A 19,155-nucleotide genomic window follows, 5' to 3' on the forward strand; every position below is an offset into this window, starting at 1 on the left:
ACCCGCTCGCCCATTCCAGTCTGCAGCAATGCTACATTGGCTTGGTATGGAGGCTATCCACCAACTTTGTAGGATTACGATGCGTTTTTACCCGTCTTTCGTTGAGCAGTCTGTGTTGCTCTGCACATGTTTATTTTTTATTCGTTCTTTGCCGTCTACATCCCGCAAGCTAAAGCAGGGGGATTTGACGGAATGCGTTAAATATGGAATTCGCTTAGAAAACGCCTTGCCGCTTCGCGAGATAGGAGGCAAGAGCGAAATCAATCGGTGTTGTTGTTGTTATGACGTTATAATCAATATCCGCTCGCCGCAATGCGAGTCTATAGGTATCAAGAAACTCGTTGAAATTACTTAAGTAACTTTCCTGAATCGCTTGCGGTGTTGTGATAATCTCAGTGTCACTTTCCGAATCGATAAAACGGATAAGTGCTTCTGCGCTTCGTCCCGCCTCAAAGTTAACAAACTCAAGTTCCTGTTGTGCGAGGACATGAAAAACAATAACCTCATGTCCCTCATAACGCAGATGCTCCAAACCACTAATAACCTCTTCATGATTTTCATCGTAGAGATCCGAAACGAAGAGGACTAAGCCGCGTTTGGTTAAACGCTCAGCGATTTGATGCAAGGGTGTTCCCATCCGTGTGCTTTTCGTGGTTTTCAGCGTCTCCAACGTGAGCAAGATCGAGTGCAGATGTGATGTACTACTTCGGGCAGGGAGGTACTGGTGAAGGGTCTCATCAAAGTACGCAAACCCAATAGCATCCCGCTGTTTCGCCATAAAATAGGCGAGCGATGCAATGAGGAAACTTGAATACTGCAGCTTTGTCAGTCTTTGCGCTGTTCCACTATCTTCTGTATCTGGATCATCCACCTGTGTGTCGTCCATCGGATGCAGCATAGATTCGCTTGTATCCAAGAGAAGGTAGCAATTGAGATTCGTTTCCTCTTCAAATTGCTTGATATAGTACCGATCCGTACGGGCGTAGGCTTTCCAATCTATATGCTTGGTGTCATCCCCAGGCATATATTGCCGGTATTGTGAGAACTCAACACTGAACCCATGGTATGGACTTTTATGAAGTCCAGAGATAAAACCCTCAACCACGAATTTCGCAATCAGCTCAAGGTTCCCGATTCGTGCGAGGATTTCTGGATTTAAAAATGTGCGTCCTACCGCTGGACTCTGTTGCATACGTGTCCTCTCAAGTAGTGGGAATAGTTATCAGTTGTCAGTTAAAGAGGTTGACTGTGGCAGTAAACCGAAAAGCAACCGCCACAAGGTTTCTTAACTGAAAACTGAAAGCGCAGCGTACTGACGACTGACAACTATTTGATGGCTGACTGCCGTTCTTACTGCTTCCTCAAAATAAGTAAAGTAAGATCGTCAAACTGATCTGCCTCACCCTGAAATCCCATGACCGAGTCGTAAAGATATTTTCGGATAGCCTCAGCATCTGAATCCTTGCATGCTTTGGATGCCTCTACGAGTCGATCTTCTTCATAATACTCGTCTTCGATATTCACGGTTTCTGTAACACCATCTGTATAATACACAACAACATCGCCACTGGCGAGTTGGATATGTTCCGCTTCATATTCAGCAATGTTTGCAACCATATCGTTTGGAAACATTCCCAATGGGATACCTCCAACCTCCTCGCCTAACCATTTATAGGTGCCATCCGCTCTGACAAGCAGTGGAGGATTATGTCCAGCGTTGAGGGTCGTCAGTATATCCGTTTCTGGGTTGAGATGGCTATAAAAAAAGGTGGCGTATTTCTCTTCTGTCCCGCTGGCGTAAAGGAGCGAGTTGAGTGTCAAGGCCATGTCAGCAAGTTCGGTGTATAAAACAGCCGGATCAGATGTCCCTTGTTCCCCGTTTTCCCCTACGGTGGTGTCCGTGCGGGACAACTCAGAGATAAGTCCAGCGCGTAGGGTCGCCATGAGTAGAGCAGCTTGCATCCCTTTTCCAGAAACATCCGCAATCGCAAGTCCCCAATGTCCAGTAGACAAGGCGAGACAATCATAATAATCGCCACCGACTGGACCCCGCGGCTCATAATGTCCAGCGATTTCGTATCCCGGAATGTCAGGCAGCATGTCTGGAATAAGGTTCACCTGAATCTTGCGAGCCTCTTCCATTTCCGCCTGTAACTGACGTGCCTCAAGTGCTTCTTGATGCAGGTGTGCGTTCTCAATTGCAACACCTGCCTGTTTGGCAAAGGAATCGAGCAGAATTACATCCTCATCAGTAAAGGGTGCAATACTACCGCCGCGCTCCTCTTTGTCTCCAACAACCAAGACCCCAAGGACATCTCCATCACGCCCCGGAATAGGAACTGCCATTAAATTCTTGCCGCCGAAGAGGGTGTCGGATTTTGGTGGACAGTGACCTGGAATGCCCTCATTTACAACGGATTTCAAAACATCAAACGATGTCGGTGTTGCAGGTACGGGTATCTCTTCGCCGTAAGAGATAACAAGCCCGTTATGCTTCTCGATATCCTCAACCAGTGTTTCTGGAAAGGTGAAGTGCATTTCAAGCTGCTGTTGTTCTGGACGCGTGAGCATCAGCGCCCCAGCATTTGCGTCCAGAAGTGAAACGGCTTGATGCACGACCTGCTCCGCGGCTGCCTCAGGTTGCAAGAGTTGGCAGATTTGTGGTGCACTTTCCGCAAGCATGAACAACCGGAACTTTTCGCTCTGGATACCCTCCACCATCTGTGAATAAGCGATGGCGATTGAAATTTGGTGTGCAAGGGTTGTTAGCAATTCCTTCTCCCATGCTTCTAACGCTTCCCTGCCCAAAAATTTCCCCAAACCAATCATCCCAAGAAATTCATCTTGAATTTTCAGAGGGACCCAAAGATGTATATCAATAGTCTCAATAAGCTTGGTACTTCGAGCAAAGAACTCTTCAAGGGACTCAGGGATGGCGGTGCGTTCAATGAACGGATGTTGTAGCAAATTCGCTACTTCGTCCGGTTCAAGAGCGAGTGGGGAAAAGGTTTCATCAGGTGCTGATGCAACGACCTCAAGATTCTGCCTTGTCGGATGGTAACGTAGTATTGTACCGCGTGTGACTTGCAAAGTGCCGAGCGTGATACGGAGATAGGTTTTACTTGAATGATTAAAATTGCTGTGTCCAGAGATTACCGTTTGACCTAAATGCTCCAACTCAGACAAACTGAAGATGAGCCGCTCCATAGTCTGCTCTGCAGTGTTTTGTGTCTTATCGGCTTGCAAACTGTCTCCGGAAGTGGGCTTGCTCGGATCTTTCATAATATTGCATCCAGGTGTTGTTGGTTCCAATTTTTTGTTTTATCCGCCGCTACCGCATATACCTAAGACAGTGGCGTACAATTTTCTCAAAAAGCATCCGTAAATGTTAAAGGGAAATAAATCTCAATCTCTTGTCAGACCGAGATTCGCGCTTAAGGAAAGGCTATAGGTTGGCAATAGCGGACTCTTCATCTGGAAAGATACCTGCGTATTTGGCAATTGCCATCATGCGGAATGTCCGTTCTTGTGTAGCGGATAGCCCACAGAAATTCAGGGTGCCCTCGTGCTCCGTAAGTGCTTCTATGATCTCAATAAGTATCGATATACCAATGCTGTTAATGAGTGATGTTTTGTCAAGGTTAATCACCAACCGTGTACAGCCATTCTGAATGAGTGCTTGTGCCTTCTCGGCAAGTTGCTCTCCGAGAGCATCATTCAGGTATCCCTCTGTTTCAATTACCGCGTGTTCTTGTTCTTCGCGGATTTGAATATCGAATTTGTCTAACAAGTCGCTTACCTCCTTAAATTCTCAAAATGGACTTGCGAGATGCCTTAAAACAGAAAAGTGATTTATCAGAAAAAGGTGTCGTTCAACAGCACATTTGAACCTAAGTTTGTGAATAAACCACAACGGATTCAAAATTGTGTTGCCGACCTATTGTCCCGCAAGCTTCTATAGGCTTGCGTAATAACGACACAGAAACCTATTCGGTTGTCTTCTTCTTTGTAAAACTAACAGTTGTGCCGTCAGGGCTGCTCTCTATAACCACTTCATCCATTAGTGCTTTAATAATTTGCAAGCCCCTTCCGCGCTTACGCAGATCGGGGAATACCCCTGGGCGACCGAGTAAGCGACTGCCGTCCAATGTATCCGCAGTTATACCAACCCCGCGATCAGTAATTTTGACCTGCAACTCATCGTCCTTAACTAAGAATTGAATATGCACTTCTTTATCATCGCTTTTGCTGTGTTCAGAAGCGTTGATACAAGTTTCGATGATCGCGAGTTGAATCTCTTCAATCGCTTCTTCATTGAAATCCTTCAATTCAGCAAGGACAGAGCCAGTTTTCGCTGCGGCAAGTTCCATATCAGGATACATCGGTATAGTGAGGAGTACTTTGTGTTCAGATGACACTCTATTTTTCCCTCCTTGCTATGGCTTATATTTATTTTAGGACACCTATAAAATCTGTTTACCTAAGTTGACACTTTCCGTAAATTATAAGGTTCACGAAAAACCTGATTAAACATAATACTATATTTTTTCAAATTATGTCAAGAATTTTATCCGATTCATTCCTCAGGGTCTTTTAATAGTGCAATCGTAGCACGAAAATCGGTTTACAGAACAGAAGATTTTGTTTCATCAACAATCCAGCGAGCGTCTGCGACCCGTGCGGACGCTTCGGCGAGTTCCGGCTGATAGGTTGCAAACTTCACCTTATCACAATTGGCGAGCAACTGCTGGACACGTTCCACATAGGCGGCATCTATCTGCGCTCTTAACATTGCGTGAAGCAAAGCGGTCGTCGTCAACTCCAATGCGGGAATTCTATAGCGCGCTCGAATGTATTCGCGGAGCACATAAGCGACTTGGGTATGATACGTTTCCATATCCCCGAGCGCGAGCCAATCTGCTGCCTCAATCGCTGCCAGCCTTTCATAAGCTACCTCATGCGCCAACGGGGCATCATCCACTTCTGTTGCAGGAACCGGCTGGACCTGACGCAGCCTTCGGATATAGGACCACACCAAGATCGCCACGAAGCCGAGTATCATTACGCCACCGATGAAATAAGGCAGCAGACTTTGCGACACTTCCACTGGCGGTTTGATATCGCGCAGGCTTTGCCTATCCACAACACCCTGCATCAGAATTTGTGTAAGTACAGACATATTTCTCGCGGAAAGGTGCGAAACAAAATCAGAGAGATACACCCAAAATCTACGAGCGACATCTTAGACCCTATAGGGTTCCACGACTATCGATTTTGGTGAAGTTGGGCAGGCGTACTGGCAGACCCCGCATCCTGTGCATCCAGGGTCAAGAACCTCTATAAAACCATCTGGCGTGAGACGAATCGCGTCATCACCTATAGGACATGTGTCAACACAGTAAGTGCAATCCACCTCTTTTGTCCGTAAGCAGGTTTCGGCACTGAAAACTGCCAACCCCATCCGAATGTCTTCGGCATAAACGGTTTGCAAGGCACCGCTCGGACAGACGTACATGCACGCCAGCGAATCACAGATAACACACGGTTGCTCATCAGGATCGATATAAGGTGTATTCGTGAGGTCAGATTGCGTGCTCTGTAAAGGGAGAATCGCGTTTGCCGGGCAGTTCTTGACGCAGTTACCACACCGATGGCATGTCTCCAAAAATTCCGCTTCAGGCAACGCTCCGGGAGGACGCAAAATAGCACGTTCGCTCGGCTCTTCAGTTAGCAGATGGTCGCCTACCCGGTCATCAAGAAACTCCGCGACCGGTTGGATGAGTTGGTTCAAGGCTTCCTTGAAAAAGCCACGTCTCCCCGTTTCATCAGACATTTTTATGTTCATCCCTGAGAATTAAACTGCCCAGCAGCCCCGCACAGGGCGTGGGACCTTACTCTTCGTCGGCTTTAGGAATCCGGTAGCAACATTTATGGCTTCCCTGCATGATATGTTCCACCCGAACAACTTTCGCATCCAAGGATTGCCGGAAGAGTGCCGTCTCAATTTCGCAGACGTGCGGGTATTCTTGCGCGATCAAAGCGATAGGACAGTTATGTTCGGTTAAGACGTAGTCGTTCTCATTCTCGTCAAAGCGTGCCATGTATCCCTCTTCATCACGGATACGTGCAAGTTCTTTGACCCGTTCGGACAACGTTTTGCCTTTGAGCCGTAATTGATAAGTCTCCAACTGTGATTTCATCCGCCCACGGAAGACTTTGTTGATGAAACCGGGACCATTAAACTTTGCAACCTCATGCATCAGACCAACAGCAAAGTTAGCATAGGTTGTGGGGAAAAGGCTGTTTGCTTCATCGGTTAAGTGATACACGTAAGGCGGACGCCCTCGTCCCTGCTTTTCTCGGTAGCGTTCAACCAACCCCTCTGTTTCAAGGATCGCGAGGTGTTGTCGGACCCCCATCTGGCTGATGTGCAAAGCCTCTGTCAGTTGACCGATCGTCATGCCCGCGCGCATTTTCAGCAGCTGCAGGATTCGCATTCGGGTTTCGCTCATTTCGCAATTCACGGGATTTCCTCGTAATATGGGTAAATTCTATGAGGCTAACAACAATGTTTTACATTCTTTTACAACACTATAAAACATTATATCACAATAGCATATTACAATTCAACACATTTTATAATTATTAGTTGTCAATTCGCTCCGCTTTCAGTTATCAGAAGAATGGTTATCGGTTTTCGGGTAAGGTCTTGTGTCGCGAACATTTTCTGTCACTGCCACAGGAAATCTCTTTAACCGATAACTGATAACTGACAACTGATAACTAATCTACCATTTTTCTTTTGTCTATTTATCGCTTATATGATACAATTTTGTAATAGGTGGCTCGCAAGCCTACAATCAAAAGAACATGGAGGAGAGCGTGTAAAATGCAGCACGAACTCACTGAATCACAAATTAATTTCTATCAAGAAAATGGATTTCTTGTCATTGAAAACTTTTTGGATGCTGAAGAATTAAAGGAATGGCGACGATGCACGGATGAATCTGTTGAAGAACGGCTCGGCACCTCCGTTGAACACATGACAAACCAGTTGGATCCGTCTAACTTTTATGCGCGGGTCTTTACGCAATGCCTTCGATTGGCAGATTCACATCCGGGCATGCGAAAACTCGTACACGACCCAAAAATCGGAAAGATGGCAACACTGCTTGCAGGTGTTGACGGGATGCGGATATGGCACGACCAAGCCTTGATTAAGCCGCCGTCCGGGAACCCCACGGCATGGCACCTCGATGTCCCCTACTGGTCATTTGACTCACGGGACGCGGTTTCGTTTTGGGTCGCGTTAGACGATGCCACCCTCGCAAACGGTTGTATGTGGTATCTACCCGGCACCCATAAAACTGCACGCTTTGATAACGTCGGCATCGGTGAAAACATAGGTGCTTTGTTTAATGTGTACCCGGAATGGAAGGAATTTGAACCCCAATCCGCACCGTGTCCCGCAGGCTCTATGGTATGGCACAATGGATTGACAGCACACGGGGCAGGTGCGAACATGACATTTTCCCATCGCCGAGCAATGACGTGTGGGTTCATGCCTGACGGATGTACCTTCAACGGTAAGCGCAACATCCTACCGGAACCTTACTTTAACTCGTTAGAAATCGGTGATCCGCTTAACGACGATGTCCAGAATACGCTCATTTGGCACAAAGACTGGGACGCTTAAAGAAATTGTCAGTTGTCAGAAAAAGGCATTTGATTCACCCAAAGACGCTTTGTGAACCTAAGTCCTCTTAACCGAAAACTGACAACCGATAACTGATAACTATTAAAAAGGAGAATTCGGATATGGCAAAACAGCCAAATATTGTATTGATGGGAGTTGATTCCCTTCTCGCAACACACATGAGTTGTTACGGGTATCATAGACTGACGACACCGCATATCGATAGGTTTGCAGAGGGTGCCACCCTTTTTGAGAAAACCTATAGCGCGCACATTCCAACAACGAGTGCTTATGCCTCAATGCTCACCGGCTTAGATACCTTCAGCACACAAGTCGTTGCTTTGCGGCACCAAGGACCGCTCCGTGAAGAGGTCAAAACGTTGCCGGAAATCCTTCGGGACGCAGGCTACGATACCACCTGTGTCGGATTCGGTGGTCCAAGTGCACGTGGGTTTGATACCTATCTCGACTTCTCTGGATGGGGTCCCGATGAAAGCGGACGTAGTCCGAAAGCGGAAAATCTGAACAAAACCACACTCCCAGAACTGAATAGACTCATAGATCAGAGCGACGAGAAACCGTTCTTCCTATTCCTACGCCACATGGACCCTCACTCCCCGTATCTACCGCCCGCACCTTATGAACGGACATTTTACCACGGCGATGAGTGCGATCCGAGCAACAAATCAATGGAGCCGGTGATGGCGTTTAAACCGTTTTGCGACTATTTTGCTTCTTGGATGCCACCCGGAATCACCGACAAGGATTACGTCATCGCGCAATACGACGGCGCAATCGCTTATATGGACGCGTGCATTCAGACGCTCTTTAATGCCCTCGAAACGCGCGGGGTGATGGACGAAACTATTGTCGTTATCAACGGTGATCACGGCGAAACCCTCTACGATCACGAGTGCTGGTTCGATCATCATGGACTCTACGATGTCACCTTGCATGTACCGCTTATCATCCGTTATCCAGGGCGCGTGCCCGCCGGAAAACGGGTCGCTGGATACAACCAACACAAAGACCTCGTGCCGACGCTCCTTGAATTAGCGGATATTCAAACAGACATCGCATTCGATGGAGAGAGCCTTACCCCCTTAATGAACGGTGAGATAACCTCCTACGAGAGTGAGTTTTATATCACAGAATGCACATGGATGCGCAAACATGGCTGGCGGACCCCCGAATGGAAACTCATCGTCGCACTTGAACCGGACTTCCACTTCAAGCCCCCTGTTGAACTCTATAACCTTATCCAAGATCCTGACGAAAACAACAATCTCGTCGATGAACATCCGGATATCGTCAATACACTTGAAACACGGATGAAGAGCTGGATTCTCCAGCGAGAACAGGAAACAGGTTTGACGAACCCGATCATGACACAGGGCGATTGGCACGGACATAAAGGGGTCGGCCCCTTCAAGTCATCCGAACAGGCATACGACACAATGCACATCGGGAATCCGGGTGAAGCCGCACGTTTACAAGCGAAATCTCGCGATGAATAGCCAAATAGCCGTCGGCTGTCAGCTGTCAGTAGTCGGCGGTCAGCAAGAGGTCTCTGATTAAATCAGACATCTCTTTACTGATTGCTGACAACTGATGGTTTCCGATAGCCATTAGAAAAGGAACATCGAATGCCAGATTATAGACGAGATCAGGTTTTAGAACGACTGAAAACAGAATTAGATAGAGACAATCATCTACTTGCTGTCGGTGCTGGGACGGGTATCACGGCAAAATTCGCTGAACAGGGTGGAGCAGACCTGATTGTAATTTACAACTCTGGTCGCTATCGGATGTCAGGGTTCGGATCCTGCGCTGGACTGTTGGCTTACGGCGATGCAAACGCCATCGTCATGGAGATGGGTGAACGCGAGGTCCTACCTGTTGTCAAAGAGACACCTGTCATCGCTGGGGTCAACGGCACAGATCCGACGCGCCGTATGAGCAATTTCCTCAAGCAGGTCCGCGATGTCGGCTTTGATGGTGTGAATAACTTTCCCACCGTTGGTGTGATTGACGGCACTTTTCGGGTGACGCTTGAAGAGACAGGAATGGGTTTCTATAAAGAAGTTGAGACGATCGGTATCGCCCATGAGATGGATCTCTTCACCATCGTCTATGTTTTCAACCCAGAAGAGTCTGAGAATATGGCAAAAGTCGGTGCGGATGTTATTATTGCCCACATGGGGACTACAATAGGTGGCACCATCGGTGCGGAAACAGCCTTCACGCTTGAAGATGCGGCGGTGCGTGTCCAAGAAATCTGTGACGCTGCACAAGCGATAAACCCGGATGTCATCTGCCTCGCACACGGCGGTCCCATCTCAAAGGCACCCGAGGCGGCGTTTATCAATGAAAAAACGGATACCGTCGGCTTCGTGGGTGCATCCAGCATTGAACGGTTTGCCTGTGAGGAAAGTATTCCACGGATTACAGCTTCGTTTAAGGAATAGATCAGAACAGGATTTACGCAAATTGAACAGAGAAAGAATATATTTTACTAAAAAGTTGTTATTTCGTTTTATTTAACGCCCTAAGTCCCACTCATCAGGGGGACTTTAAGGGGAAATGCGTAAGTCCTATTAGCATTAAATCTATTAGACTATCTATGCTATAGTGATGTTTTGTTCCTGCAACCAGCGATAGCGAACCCCGACAAGCACGCCGCTCTAAAAACGAAGAAACGTTGCGTTTCACTCGCAATTTGGGGATTCAAAGGTTTCGATGAACCGTGAGATTGATTTTCTCCCTTCACTTGTTTTGGAGCATTCGTTCAACCCAACCTACAAGTTATATGCGATGCCTTCTACTGCCATCGGAGATTCCTTTCAAGTAGGTGGATATTATACCACAACGTTAGTTTAGAGGGTGGCCCTAATTTTCGATGGCAGTACAGGGAAATAACTATGAATCGTTGGACGCAGCTAAGTATTGAGTTTGCCAATCAGAGAAACTATCTAGATGAATTGTTTCGTGTTTATCCAACAATTCCCGAAGGAATTCGAGATATTGATGAAGATCTATGGGAACAAGTAGAACAGTCATTTCAGGAAAGAGACAATACCGCGCTGTTAAATGCATTACTCAAATTAGACTTGTTCCCAATAAAAGATTCCTATGTTGCGTATCTGAAAAGGGACAAGAGTGCAATAGGGAAAAACCCAAATACAGTTGATAGATTATGTGGTAGACTTTATGAAATGGGATTAGAGAAAATTTACGAACGTTCCTCTAAGCCGAAAGAAACAAATAGGCAAATTGGCCCCTTATTTAGACGCTGGTTAAACAAAGGGGCATTGGGCGTTCAACCCATTTCTCTTGAAGATTTTCTTGCGTCAGACGATAATGCTGTCTTGGATGCGAGCGACGCTCAAATGAAGGACTTTGCCAAAGAACAACTAAACTACACGCGCAACAAAGGATTAGATTTTCTCGCAAGATTTAACGGTAAATATGTAATCGGCGAAGCCAAATTTTTAACCGACTTCGGAGGGCATCAAAACGCGCAATTTGATGATGCAATACGTGTTGTCGAAACGGAGGTCAACGCTGTTTCGGTTGCCATTTTAGATGGAGTTCTCTATATCAGAGGGCGTACTAAAATGTATCGTGCGATTACCCAAGACTTAACCCAGTATAACATCATGAGTGCATTGGTTTTAAGAGAGTTTTTATATCAACTCTGAAGGGTTATCAAATGCAGAATTTGATTATAAAAGGCGACAACATCAAAGGGCTTGAATATCTTCTGAATGAAAGAGGTCTAAAGGGCAGGATTGATTTGGTCTATATAGATCCGCCGTTTGCCACCAATAGCCATTTTACAATTACAGATGAAAGAGCATCTACGATAAGCAGTTCCCGAAAAGGTGATGTTGCTTATTCAGACAGATTGACCGGAAAACAATTTATTGAGTTTTTAAGAGACAGATTACTGTTGCTCAAAGAACTGCTGTCAGATGAAGGCTCTATTTATCTGCATATTGACTATAAAGTTGGGCATTATGTAAAGGTTATGATGGATGAAGTGTTTGGAATGAATAATTTCAGAAATGACATCACCAGGATAAAGTGTAACCCCAAAAATTTCCAGCGAATAGGATACGGAAATATAAAAGACCTGATCTTATTCTATTCTAAATCTTCAAAACCTATATGGAATGAACCGAAAGAGCCCTATACGCCAGAAGATTTAGTGCGATTATTTCCTAAAGTCAAAAAAGGAAGAAGGTATACTACAGTGCCGATTCATGCCCCGGGAGAGACAGAAAATGGTGAATCGAGCAAAGCATTCAAAGGATTACCTCCTCCGAAGGGACGGCATTGGCGAACAGATGTGCAGACCTTGGAAAAATGGGATGAGGCGGGTCTGATAGAGTGGTCATCGAGGGGAAACCCTAGAAAAATAATCTTTGCGGATGAGCAGATAGGTAAAAGGGTTCAAGATATTTGGGAGTATAAAGACCCCCAATCCCCAACCTATCCAACGGAAAAAAATCCAGACCTGTTAGACCGAATTATTAAAACTTCTTCTAATCCTGAAAGTATGGTTTTGGATTGTTTTTGTGGTTCAGGAACAACTCTGAAATCTGCACATCTGCTAAATAGAAGGTGGATAGGCATAGACCAATCAGAGCAGGCTATAAAAGCAACAATTGGCAAATTGAGTGCAGTTGACAGCCTACTCTCTAAATATGAGTTCATATCCTTGCTTTGACGCGGTTGAACGAATAAGGAGGGCAAGAGATAAAACTGTACTGCCCTCGGAAATTCGGACCACTGTCTAAACCAAGATTGGGACATAATAACCCAAGTTGCCACCTTTGAGTGGGAAAACACCTGTCTATGAACGCCTTAACGAAGAATTATGCTTGACGATATTTGCAGCAAAATATCTTCAAAAAAACAACGAGTAAATAGTGGAGAAAGTAATGTCCAGTACGGTTAAAGAAATAGAGATCCTAACTGCTGATGATGCTGAACTGATGCGTATCAGCCGAGAAGGAACGCTGTCCCTGAACTTGAACGAGATGAAGGCGATCCAGACGCATTTCGGAACGTTAGGACGCAACCCAACCGACGTAGAAATAGAGACCATCGCCCAAACGTGGTCCGAGCATTGCGTTCACAAAACGTTTAAGAGCATCATCCTCTATTCCGAAGAGGAGAAAGAGGCGGAGCAGATTGACGGTTTGTTTCCCACCTACATCCAACGTGCAACGGAAGAGATAGCGAAGCCGTGGTGTGTCTCCGTCTTTTCAGACAACGCTGGCATCATCGAATTCGATGATACATTCAACCTCGTCTTCAAAGTAGAGACGCACAACCACCCATCGGCAATTGAACCCTACGGCGGTGCAGGTACTGGTATCGGGGGGGTCATTCGCGACTCACTCGGCACGGGACTTGGTGCAAAACCGATCCTGAATACGGATGTCTTCTGTTTCGGGATGCCGGATACGCCTTATGCACAACTGCCGAAAGGCACCCTTCATCCGAAACGTGTCTTTAAAGGGGTCGTCGCTGGCGTGCGCGACTACGGCAACCGGATGGGCATTCCGACAGCCAACGGTGCTATCCTCTTTGATACCCGTTATACCGCAAACCCACTTGTTTTCTGCGGAAATGTCGGCTTAATACCGAGAAACAGATGCGATAAATCCGTTGAACCTGGTGATTTTGTCGTCGCGATCGGCGGACAAACAGGACGCGATGGAATCCACGGTGCCACCTTCTCCTCCGCAGAACTCGACGATACCTCTGAAAACCTCGGCAGCGTTGTACAGATCGGCAATCCAATTATGGAGAAGAAGATCGTTGATGCTTTGCTACAAGCACGCGATCGCAACCTGTATCGCTCGATCACCGACTGTGGCGCTGGAGGGTTTTCCTCTGCTGTTGGTGAGATGGGGGAACATGTAGGCGCGGAGGTGCATCTGGAACGTGTCTCCCTGAAATATGAAGGACTCGCTCCCTGGGAAATCTGGCTGTCCGAAGCACAGGAACGCATGGTTATCGCTGTGCCACCTGAAAATATAGATGAACTCATAGAGATATGCGAAGCAGAAGTCGTTGAAGCCACCGTCCTCGGAACTTTCACAGACACACATCGGTTACAAGTGTTCTATGAAGGTGCGATAGTCGCCGACTTAGAGATGGAATTCTTGCACAACGGCTTACCGAAGCCTGTCAAGCAGGCAGTGTGGTCACCTCCAAATCACCCAGATATGGCATCGCGAGATGAAGAAATCGAAAACTATACTGAAGATCTCAAACAGCTTCTCGCAAGCCCAAACATTGCAAGCAAAGAATCCGTCATTCGGCAATACGACCACGGTGTCCAAGGCGGTATAGTGATCAATCCGCTTGTCGGCGTAGAAAATGACGGACCCAGCGATGCATGCGTCGTTACGCCTGTTATCGGAAGTCGAAAAGGTGTCATCGTCGCGAACGGTATCAACCCGAAATATAGCGATGTAGATCCCTATCTCAGTGCAGCGGCAGCGATCGATGAGGCACTGCGGAACATAGTTGCTGTCGGTGGAACGTTAGAAAAGACTGCGTTGTTAGATAATTTCTGTTGGGGAAACCCGGATAAACCCGACCGACTCGGCGAATTAGTCCGGGCGGCGAAAGCGTGCTACGACATCGCAAAGGCTTATGGAACTCCCTTTATCTCTGGTAAAGACAGCCTCTACAACGAATACAGCGACACCACTACCGGTGAACAACGCGCAATTCCATCAACACTGCTTATCTCCGCTATCTGCGTTATGCCTAACATTCAGCGCGCTGTCACAATGGATGTAAAAACGCCCGGCAATTTCATCTATGTCGTCGGCAACACTTACGCCGAATTGGGGGGATCGCACTACTTCGGTATCCACGGATTCATCGGAAACAACGCACCTGCCATCCGTCCCGATGAAGGTAAACTAACGATGGAACGCCTCAGCACTGCTATCAACAACGGATTGGTGCGTTCTTGCCATGACTGTTCCGAAGGCGGTATCGGTGTCGCTGCAGCGGAGATGGCATTCGCAGGTGGATACGGAATGTCCCTAAATCTCAGCGATGTCCCCATAGGTGATGAGATTACCGCTGACGACTATCTCTTGTTTTCTGAATCAAACAGTCGTTTCCTTGTAGAGATTGAGCCGCAACACCGCGAGGCTTACGAAAAGTACATGGCGGAAATACCGATAGGCTGTCTCGGCACCGTTACAGACACACCAGAATTTGTCATCACAGGAAAGAACAACCACCGAATAATTGACACCTCAATTGATACTCTCAAATCCGCATGGCAAACACCGTTGCATTCGTAACTTTTAAGCAAGTCGTGTGTTAAATTCACAAAGGATAAAAATGGCAACACCAAAGGTACTCATTTTACGAACTGCAGGGACTAACTGCGATGCAGAGACAGAGACAGCGTTCCAACTCGCCGGGGCGGAGACAGCGTTAGTCCACATCCAACACCTCATATCTGGCAAAGCCAACCTCGCTGACTATCAGATCCTCGCTATCCCTGGTGGTTTCTCCTACGGCGATGATATTGCAGCCGGTATTTTATTAGCGATTGAGATGAGACACAAACTGACAAGTACGCTCAATCGGTTTGTCGCAGACGGTAAACTGATACTCGGTATATGCAATGGATTCCAAGTCCTCGTCCGGACAGGCTTATTGCCCGGGAACGACACCTTAGAAATGACACAACGAGCGACGTTAGCAATGAACGCCTCGGCAAAATTCGAGTGTCGGTGGGTAGATTTGGAAACGCAGGAAAGTCCGTGCGTCTTTACAAAAGATATCAAAGCCCGTGTCTATCTTCCCGTCGCGCATGCTGAGGGTCGGTTTACTGCTCCCGAAGATGTGCTGTCAGAAGTAGAAGCGAACAATCAGGTTGTGTTTCGATATGCCGAAAGCAGATACCCAAACAATCCGAACGGTTCTGATGCCGACATCGCTGGCATCTGCGATGCAACGGGTAGAATCTTCGGTTTGATGCCTCATCCGGAACGTTTCCTAATGAAATGGAATCACCCGCGCTGGACCCGGCTTTCAGAAACACAAGATACTGACTCTGAAGAGGGCGACGGACTGATCATCTTCAAAAACGCTGTTAATTACGTCAAATCGAACCTTTAACATGGTAAATTCCGTATATTTAAAAGCAGTGTGTTCCAAAACGCTCAGAAAAAATGCTGGATAAATTAACGCGTCGCCTCCTTCCATTCTATATGAAATTGCCTGTCTTTTGGGCGTTTATAGTGGTTTCAGTGCTGGGGCAGCTGCTTTGGGTCGCTATCATTTCCCAAGACGTATTCATTGATCTTCGCTGGTCAAGTTTCGGCTACGGCTTAGGAATTGCTTTAGGATTTATGCAAGGGAAGTGGACCTCTCGGTTATGGCAGCAGTCCTATTTAAAGGTTTTAAAACGGCAGATAATCTTCTGGGAAGCGAAAGGTGCGAAACTTCTCACTTTTTATACCTGTGTTGCGCTCGGTTTACCGATTCTCTGTCCATTCCTCACCCGCTCACTTGATACATTAGCAGGTATCCAATCTTATGTCTTCGGTTTTATCGGTGCGATGAACGTAGCACTGCTGTTATGGGTGCGACGGATGCCGAAGTGAATATAGCAAGAGAAATTTCTGTACCATGATTGAAAATTCGTCACAGATGTGGTAAACTTTATAGTACAAATGAAAGACTCGGAATTACCGTTGGAGAACTTCACTATGCGTCCGCTGACAATTTCCTTACCAGATTACCTCTACGAAAAATTGACGCAACAAGCAAAAGTGTTCGACACCTCTCTTGAAGAACTTGTGTTGTTTCAACTCAAGCGCGATGAGGCAAGAGATAGTGCCCTAATGTTCTTACGAAAGCGCGCGGGCAGATGCTTGATGGTAAGAGAACCTTTCCTTAAAGAATCAGCTCCACCTATCTGGGTAGTTTCCATTTTCACTAACGTCGCCCCTCCTGTCGAAGTCGGAGAGATACTCATTGATGCCGAGACCGAGGAAGTCTTAAGCACAGAGATGGACGTGATTGAAATGATTAAAAGAGGGCACGCTAGCTTCGGGTTTGAGTCTTTCGCTGCAGAAAAACAAGAACGTTTGGCGGAACTCTTGGCATTAAACAATGAGAAAACGTTAGAATCGAAAGAAAAGCGAGAGATGGAAGCACTCCTCACTGAAGAGCAGGAACTCCAGATCCGAAATCTCGAAACATTGGAGAAACGGCTTTTGTCATAAGCGACACATGATACATGCGTATAGATGATCCGTTGCGTGTTACGGTGGCAAACCGCGCAAATGAACGGTGCGAGTACTGCCAATACCCGGAGGAATTTTCTCCTTCTCACTTGCAAGTTGATCATATTCTGCCACAATCAGCAAATGGACCGAACGAACTCGAAAATCTGGCACTCGCCTGTTCACATTGTAACGCCCACAAAGCCACGCATCAAACAGGAACCGATCCACTGACAAGAACGGTTGTTAGACTTTTCAATCCCCGAGTTGACGATTGGACAGTTCATTTTTTCTTAAACCGCGAAACCGGTGAAATTGATGGGCGAACACCTATAGGTCGAGCAACAGTCAAAGTCCTCCTGATGAATGCTGATCAACCCATCCGAGCACGCCGAAATTTGATGATACTTGGGTTTTATGAGACTCGATAGAAACCAAGAAAAAGCCGTAAACCACGTCACGGGACCCGCTATCGTTATCGCAGGACCGGGCAGCGGCAAAACCACAGTCGTAACGGCACGAATTCTAAACCTCATCCAGACCCACAACATCTCACCTTCACATATTCTCGCTATTGCGTTCAATAGAAAAGCCGTTGAAGAGATGGAAACACGCATCTTGCGGGAACTCACGGCATCCGAAACCGCCCAAAAACCTGTCATCCGCACACTCCACGCCTTCGGTAAAGACATTATCACCGAAAACTATAAACGCGCAGCGTTTAGCCATATTCCTGAAATCTGGTCGGGACAGATTGATCAGATCATCACAGACGAGCAGAGACAGATTGAACGCAAAGCCGCCACTACCCCGGTCGTCATCTATAAAATAGAGAGCAAAAAGACCGGCAAATGCTATATTGGACAGACGACAAACCCAGATCGGCGGCGTAAGGAACACTTCGACCACTCCTCAAACGATAGACTCCGTCAAGCAATCCGATCTGAAGGTGAAACACAATTCCGTTTTCAGGTACTTGAACGGGTACCAGGACGAGAAGCGAACCATCGCGAAGCACACTGGATCGCTTTCTATAGAGACCAAGCGGGTGTGTTCAACCGTGCCGATCCGTTACGGGTGGAGTACAGCAACCAACTCATTCTTGAAATGTTTTGTCAGCATTTCGGCATCGTTTATGAGGAACATCTTGACAGACACCCAGACTTCAAAAATCTTCGCGAACGTTTCAACGATATAGAAGATACCGTTATGCGTGCGAAACGGCAGGTTGTTACAGGTGTTTTCGACCCAACCACACTCGACGACCCTGTGGCACAAGCATTTGCCGTAAAATACGAGACGCTCAAAACTGAAGCAAACGCTATAGATTTCGAGGATATGATCATCCACGCAGCGAACCTACTTGAGACCTGTCCTGACCTCCGCCAAACCTATCAAGACAAATACCCCTATCTGCTTGTTGACGAATTCCAAGACATTTCGCCAGCCGACTTTCGGCTGATTTCACTCCTATCAGAGAATCTTTTCGCTGTCGGTGATGATGACCAAGCGATCTACAGTTTTCGTGGAGGCAACTCCGAGATTATGCAGGCATTTACCAAGCAGCGGGATGTGAAAAAGTATGAAATCACACGCAATTATCGTTCCACGTCAACGATTGTTGAACACGCAAGAGCCTTGATTGAGCGAAACGAGCCGCGAATCCGTAAAAATCTCCGCGCCCATAACCCGATGCAACAGTACATAAAGATCGTGGAGACAACCCCAGAAACCGTAGAAACCACCTTACTACGCGAGTTGGAACCCCCGAAAGAAATCGCTATTCTCGCACGTACCAACGACGAAACCGAACGGATTCAGGAGATGCTTATCAACTATCCCACTCCACCTGAGGTAACGACAATCCACAAAGCGAAGGGTAGAGAATGGGAAAAAGTTATCCTTATCCACAATACATTGGAGCGTCGCTTTCCCCGTCGAGATAGTATACTTACAGAGGAACGGCGTGTTTTCTACGTTGCGATGACGCGTGCCAAAGAGGAACTCGTTGTGCTTGGTGGACGGTGTCCATTCGTGCCAGAGTTTGAGGAAATCCCTAAAAATGTTGGTTATTATCTCCGGCAGTTTGGCTATTGGCGAGCGCGAAGGCGAATGAAAAAACAAGAAGATATAAAATAGAAATTGTGCTACAATCGTTGATGATAAATTGCTCCACAA

18 protein-coding genes are annotated in these 19,155 nt (G+C 46.8%); 11 read left to right on the plus strand and 7 right to left on the minus strand.

Annotated features, from left to right (window positions below):
* Positions 1–214 precede the first annotated feature (214 nt).
* From OXH39_00465 to OXH39_00495, 7 genes are all read right to left on the minus strand, one after another.
* Entirely contained in the window at positions 215–1,192 is a 978-nt protein-coding gene (locus OXH39_00465; protein MCY3548903.1) for a DUF58 domain-containing protein, read from the minus strand.
* Positions 1,193–1,350: 158 nt separating this feature from the next.
* Positions 1,351–3,282, minus strand: coding sequence for a SpoIIE family protein phosphatase (locus tag OXH39_00470; GenBank protein MCY3548904.1), 1,932 nt, complete (start codon positions 3,280–3,282; stop codon positions 1,351–1,353).
* A 163-nt stretch (positions 3,283–3,445) separates the two neighbouring features.
* Positions 3,446–3,790, minus strand: coding sequence for an STAS domain-containing protein (locus OXH39_00475; protein ID MCY3548905.1), 345 nt, complete (start codon positions 3,788–3,790; stop codon positions 3,446–3,448).
* Between the two features lie 196 nt (positions 3,791–3,986).
* Positions 3,987–4,418, minus strand: coding sequence for an ATP-binding protein (locus tag OXH39_00480; protein ID MCY3548906.1), 432 nt, complete (start codon positions 4,416–4,418; stop codon positions 3,987–3,989).
* Positions 4,419–4,624: 206 nt separating this feature from the next.
* A complete protein-coding gene (locus OXH39_00485; GenBank protein ID MCY3548907.1) occupies positions 4,625–5,179 on the minus strand; it encodes a hypothetical protein in 555 nt (184 codons plus the stop codon).
* A gap of 63 nt (positions 5,180–5,242) precedes the next feature.
* Positions 5,243–5,833: a 4Fe-4S dicluster domain-containing protein gene (locus tag OXH39_00490; protein MCY3548908.1), complete on the minus strand. Its 591-nt coding sequence runs from the start codon at positions 5,831–5,833 to the stop codon at positions 5,243–5,245.
* A 58-nt stretch (positions 5,834–5,891) separates the two neighbouring features.
* Positions 5,892–6,524 (minus strand): transcriptional regulator, encoded by a 633-nt coding sequence (locus OXH39_00495; protein MCY3548909.1) that lies wholly within the window; start codon positions 6,522–6,524, stop codon positions 5,892–5,894.
* Between the two features lie 365 nt (positions 6,525–6,889).
* On the opposite strand from OXH39_00495, the gene OXH39_00500 reads away from it, so the two are divergent.
* From OXH39_00500 to OXH39_00550, 11 genes are all read left to right on the plus strand, one after another.
* A complete protein-coding gene (locus tag OXH39_00500; protein ID MCY3548910.1) occupies positions 6,890–7,696 on the plus strand; it encodes a phytanoyl-CoA dioxygenase family protein in 807 nt (268 codons plus the stop codon).
* Positions 7,697–7,818: 122 nt separating this feature from the next.
* Positions 7,819–9,213, plus strand: coding sequence for a sulfatase (locus tag OXH39_00505; protein MCY3548911.1), 1,395 nt, complete (start codon positions 7,819–7,821; stop codon positions 9,211–9,213).
* A gap of 129 nt (positions 9,214–9,342) precedes the next feature.
* Positions 9,343–10,164, plus strand: a complete 822-nt coding sequence (locus OXH39_00510) for a phosphoenolpyruvate hydrolase family protein (protein ID MCY3548912.1) — start codon at positions 9,343–9,345, stop codon at positions 10,162–10,164.
* Between the two features lie 453 nt (positions 10,165–10,617).
* The gene (locus OXH39_00515; protein MCY3548913.1) at positions 10,618–11,397 is read left to right on the plus strand and encodes a restriction endonuclease; all 780 of its coding nucleotides are present in this window, start codon (positions 10,618–10,620) and stop codon (positions 11,395–11,397) included.
* An 11-nt stretch (positions 11,398–11,408) separates the two neighbouring features.
* A complete protein-coding gene (locus tag OXH39_00520; GenBank protein MCY3548914.1) occupies positions 11,409–12,428 on the plus strand; it encodes a site-specific DNA-methyltransferase in 1,020 nt (339 codons plus the stop codon).
* Between the two features lie 214 nt (positions 12,429–12,642).
* Positions 12,643–15,039, plus strand: a complete 2,397-nt coding sequence (gene purL, locus OXH39_00525) for a phosphoribosylformylglycinamidine synthase subunit PurL (protein ID MCY3548915.1) — start codon at positions 12,643–12,645, stop codon at positions 15,037–15,039.
* A gap of 40 nt (positions 15,040–15,079) precedes the next feature.
* A complete protein-coding gene (purQ, locus tag OXH39_00530; GenBank protein ID MCY3548916.1) occupies positions 15,080–15,865 on the plus strand; it encodes a phosphoribosylformylglycinamidine synthase I in 786 nt (261 codons plus the stop codon).
* Positions 15,866–15,918: 53 nt separating this feature from the next.
* Positions 15,919–16,353, plus strand: coding sequence for a hypothetical protein (locus OXH39_00535; protein MCY3548917.1), 435 nt, complete (start codon positions 15,919–15,921; stop codon positions 16,351–16,353).
* A gap of 105 nt (positions 16,354–16,458) precedes the next feature.
* Positions 16,459–16,977, plus strand: a complete 519-nt coding sequence (locus OXH39_00540) for a hypothetical protein (GenBank protein ID MCY3548918.1) — start codon at positions 16,459–16,461, stop codon at positions 16,975–16,977.
* A 14-nt stretch (positions 16,978–16,991) separates the two neighbouring features.
* Complete coding sequence (locus OXH39_00545) at positions 16,992–17,408, plus strand: HNH endonuclease (GenBank protein MCY3548919.1); 417 nt, start codon at positions 16,992–16,994, stop codon at positions 17,406–17,408.
* Positions 17,395–19,116, plus strand: coding sequence for a UvrD-helicase domain-containing protein (locus tag OXH39_00550; protein ID MCY3548920.1), 1,722 nt, complete (start codon positions 17,395–17,397; stop codon positions 19,114–19,116). The genes OXH39_00545 and OXH39_00550 overlap by 14 nt, the downstream gene beginning before the upstream one ends.
* Positions 19,117–19,155 lie beyond the last annotated feature (39 nt).

The organism is Candidatus Poribacteria bacterium (assembly GCA_026702755.1).
Taxonomy (GTDB): Bacteria; Poribacteria; WGA-4E; order WGA-4E; family WGA-3G; genus WGA-3G.